Annotated in this window: 4 protein-coding genes; all 4 read right to left on the bottom strand. The window is 41.5% G+C overall.

What is annotated here, in order from left to right; genetic code table 11:
• Positions 1-88 precede the first annotated feature (88 nt).
• The 4 genes from BN2425_RS04270 to BN2425_RS04255 all read right to left on the bottom strand — a co-directional run bounded on the left by BN2425_RS04270 (position 89) and on the right by BN2425_RS04255 (position 3848).
• Positions 89-1282: an ABC transporter permease gene (locus BN2425_RS04270; protein ID WP_042455392.1), complete on the bottom strand. Its 1194-nt coding sequence runs from the start codon at positions 1280-1282 to the stop codon at positions 89-91.
• Positions 1279-1971 (bottom strand): ABC transporter ATP-binding protein, encoded by a 693-nt coding sequence (locus BN2425_RS04265; protein ID WP_042455389.1) that lies wholly within the window; start codon positions 1969-1971, stop codon positions 1279-1281. The genes BN2425_RS04270 and BN2425_RS04265 overlap by 4 nt, the downstream gene beginning before the upstream one ends.
• Entirely contained in the window at positions 1968-3092 is a 1125-nt protein-coding gene (locus BN2425_RS04260) for an efflux RND transporter periplasmic adaptor subunit (protein WP_042455414.1), read from the bottom strand. Before BN2425_RS04260 ends, BN2425_RS04265 begins: the two co-directional genes overlap by 4 nt.
• An 84-nt stretch (positions 3093-3176) precedes the next feature.
• Positions 3177-3848: a Yip1 family protein gene (locus BN2425_RS04255; protein WP_235714567.1), complete on the bottom strand. Its 672-nt coding sequence runs from the start codon at positions 3846-3848 to the stop codon at positions 3177-3179.
• Positions 3849-4316 lie beyond the last annotated feature (468 nt).

Raw genomic sequence — 4316 nt, 5'->3', positions numbered from 1 at the left:
TGCTGGGCGCACGTAAAAAGAGGATGATTCATTCCGCAAATCATCCTCTTTTATACTTTTAGCAATATAGTGCTAGATAATTCATTAGCTATTCATAACGAAGTGATTCTATGGGGTCAAGCTTCGAAGCTTTATTGGCCGGAAGGATACCAAATACAATCCCTATCACCATGGAGAAGACCACACCGCCGGCCACCACTTGCCAAGAAACCAAAGAAGGCCAACCTGCAAACAGGCTTACGATTTTAGCTGTCCCCCAGCCAAAAAATATACCAAGGATCCCCCCCATTAAGGTAAGTGTCATCGATTCAATTAGAAATTGGGTCAGCACCTGGCCCCTAGTCGCTCCAAGCGCCATTCTGATTCCAATTTCTCTCGTTCGTTCCGTAACTGACACAAGCATGATATTCATAACACCAATACCGCCAACGAACAGAGATATGCCAGCAATGCTGCCAATAATTAGTGTCATAATTTGAGTAACCTGACCGATTCCCTGAGAGATTTCCTCCATATTAATTACTTGATACGACTTTTCAGTATTATGAAGCTTATTTAGGAGGTTAGCAGCCTTTTTCCCAGCTGCTTGAAGCTGTTCAGCCGAAGCTGCTTGGATGGTTAGCTGTGTGTAATCACTGCTGCCATACACTACTTTCCACGTTTGAAATGGGAGATAGATTTCCATTGTTCCAAAGGAAAGAATTCCAGTTGGCTTTTCCAATACCCCAATAATTTCTATCGGCTGGTTCGCAACGGTCATGATGCTGCCGACTGGGTTTTTCCCCTTAAAAAGCTCCTCTTTTAGTTTATTACTAATTATAGCTGCCCGCCTTCCGCTAAGAAAGTCAGCAGCAGTTAAGTTTCTACCGTCCTCAATTTTTAACTCATTCAATTGTAAATAGGCTTGGTTTATTCCAGTAACGGAAATATCCTTCGTGTCTTTTTGGTACCTGGCACTGGACATGGTGGTGCTCGATGCCACCACCTCCTTGACCTCAGGCAATTGTTCTAATGCACGAATGTCTTCTTGTTTGAACGGTGCCTGCAATAATATATTAGGATTGGAACGAATTTCCTCTTCAGAAGGCTGGTAAAACACCTCTATTGTATTCCCTGACCCGGTAAACTGTGACTTTAGCATGGCCTCTCCACCTTGCCCAATGGCCACTACAATAATGATGGCGCCCACTCCAATTACAATACCAAGCATAGTTAGGATGCTGCGCATTTTATGCATTTTTAGAGAGTTTAACGCCATCATTAGGTTTTCCATAAAACTCATGAGGTCGGCCTCCAATCCTTCCGTGCAGTTGGTTGAATGGAACCGTCCCTTACCATAATCGTTCGGCTGGCAAATTCAGCTATCTCCGGTTCATGCGTCACCACCACAATGGTGGTTCCTTCTTCATTAAGTTCCTTAAAAAGTCCCATAATCGACATACTCGTCTTTGTATCAAGGGCTCCAGTAGGCTCATCTGCCAAAATTAGCTTTGGATTGTTTACCATCGCTCTAGCGATAGCCACACGCTGCTTTTGCCCACCAGATAACGCATTGGGTAAATGATTGGATCGGTCAGTAAGTCCCATCTTATCTAATGCACGTCTAGCCCTCTCGTGTCTTTCTGTTTTAGAGACACCGGCATAAATCATTGGCAACTCAACATTTTTAATAGCTGTCAGTCGTGGGAGAAGATGAAATTGCTGAAAAACAAATCCAATCGAATGGTTTCTAACCCGTGCCAATTCTTTGTCATTATAGCCCGATACATCCTGCCCATTGAGTAAATACTTTCCAACACTCGGTTTATCCAAACAGCCAATGATATTCATAAGTGTCGATTTTCCCGAGCCTGAAGGCCCCATGATTGCCACAAATTCCCCTTCCTGAATCGTCAAGTTCATGTTATGTAAAACATTAATAGTTTCCTTGCCAAGTAAGAAGGACTTCGTTAAGTGCTCTAATTGAATCATTTTATTGTCACATCCATACCATCCTTCAACTTTTCAGGACCCTTAACGATGACACTCTCACCCGAAGCAAGGCCATTAATTACTTCCATTTTCTTTCCTGAGGAAATGCCGATTTTAACATTCTGTTTTTTCACCCTGCCTTGTTCAACAAGATAAACATATGGTTGTCTCCCATCATCATGAACAGCCTCTATCGGGATGACTTTAGCCTTCTTTTTTTCCGTTTCAATTTCCATAATAACTTGAAATCCAGGTTTTAATGTATGGGTGTCGCCCGTTATTTTTACGGTGACAGGGTATTGAACGGCTTGGCTTCCAGTTTGCCCAACGGTTTGATTTTGCTCAGGAAGCATACCAATAGCCGTGATTTCCCCCTGCCACTCTTGATCCGCCACGGCATCCGACTTGATGCTTACTTTCTGGCTGGCATTGACTTTTAACGTATCATATTCCGATAACAGGCCAGTGACTATCAAACTATCAATTTTGCCTATTTGTATCAGTGGCTCAGTGACCCCTGCAGCAGATGAAATGCTTGTTTTATTCGCCTTAAGAACAACACCGTCTATTGTACTTTTAATTTCAAGCTCATTTTGTTTTTTTTGCAGCAAGTCTTTCTGAAGATTGGCCTGTTTAAGGTCAAGGTCTGCCAATTTTTTCTCCATCTCCAAGCTCTCTTGCTCAGAATCCATTTGCTTTTTTGCTTCCTCTTCGCCAACCTGGGCTTTTAATGCGGCTTTCTTTTCTTTAAGCTGCTTAATTTGCTTATCTAGGTTTGAGACTTTTAGATTGGCAGATTCAATGGCAATTTTGTTTTGCTCAATTTCCAACTCCAGTTGTGGGTTATCGAGTTTCGCTAAAACAGTACCGCTTTTTACTTCTTGCCCTTCAGAGACAAGCAATTCCTTTACTTCTCCTTTTTCCGGTGAAGTAAAGATTTGCTGCACCTCTTGCAATTTCACCGTTCCAGGTACTAACAACTGCGACGAAATCTCCTCCTCGTTAATGTTGGCCGTCGTCACAGCTGGCCCTTTGGCAAAAACTTGGCGGTATACGCTCACTGAAATCATAATTGCAAGCAAGGTAATGATACCTATTGCAATCCATAGTTTCTTTTTCATAGATTCGGACATGGTGCTGACATGATGAGTATATTCCTTGTCCTGTTCTCCTTTCCTTTAGCTGTAATAACAGCAGGTAAAGATTTATAGTGATGAAGCCTCTGGCAGTAATCCGCCCAGAAAGCCTATGCCAAAACTGACTAAAAAGAAGATAATGGCAATTGTCCATGCAAGTCCTTTGGAAAATTCCGCTGTTTTATGTAACCCGATAGCCGTAAGTATGGTTGACCAAATTCCAAAAAACTCAAGTGACGCCAATCCTCCTGGCTTCTCTAAATTAAGCAAGCCTGCCAAGCTGGTCACGTACGTTTCAGGATTTCCTCCTATTGCGAATCGAATGGCCATATTTAATATGATTCCCGCTGCCCCTATAACCATAATAAAGGTATTCATCGAGAACAATTGTTTAAACGTAACAGTTGAACTGGCAGCCTTGGCAATCAGCAAATGAATGGCACTCGAAAAAAGCACGCTGATAATCGGAGTAACAATCCCGGTTACTGCTACTGTCACTTTCGTAATTCCTAAGATTAAGTCAGCCTGATTTTCGGGTATTCCCTGATCAATCAGAGTAGATACATCCATAGCAGATACCATAAAGAATAGCCCAATTGCATAAAGGATACTGACAATGAGGAGCGGCAGCCAGATTTTTGGGTTCGCTTTAATTCTGATAAATTGCTCGCTTGGACTTGTAAACATGCCAAATAAACTTGGAGACTCTTTCTTTGTCTTTACTTCCGTTTGCATTTCCATTCAAAAACCCCCATTTTTGAGTAATTTTTATCCAGCAGTTCATTATACGATGATCATTAGGAAAAAGATTCAAATTATTACAAAATATATAACAATACTGCAAATTTTGACGTAGTTGGATCTTTCCCATGCATGATGTACAAATCTTGAGTTATTGCGGATCCATTAAAACTCTCTTATTAGAGAGTAAATCGCGTCATAATAGTTCTTAACAAAATTTATATGCTGATCCCGGTATTAATTTATAACAATTTTAAATAAACTGTTTTCCCCCGAAAACAACAAAAAAGTGCAGATTATCTGCACTTCAGATTGTCGAGAAAGGTTATTTTTCTCGGCAATTTTTCATTTTACTTGAATTAAAATATGATTTTTAGAATTGATTATCGCCTGCAATGGGGCCTATTGATTTCCGCTCCAGGTGCTTCGCTTTCCGCGGGCGTGCCGGGGAGCCTCCTCGGCGCTTTA

The organism is Neobacillus dielmonensis (assembly GCF_000612665.1).
Classification (GTDB): Bacteria; Bacillota; Bacilli; order Bacillales; family Cytobacillaceae; genus Neobacillus; species Neobacillus dielmonensis.
The sequence above is the reverse complement of the archived record's forward strand: the minus strand, read 5'-3'. Positions and strand labels throughout refer to the sequence as shown.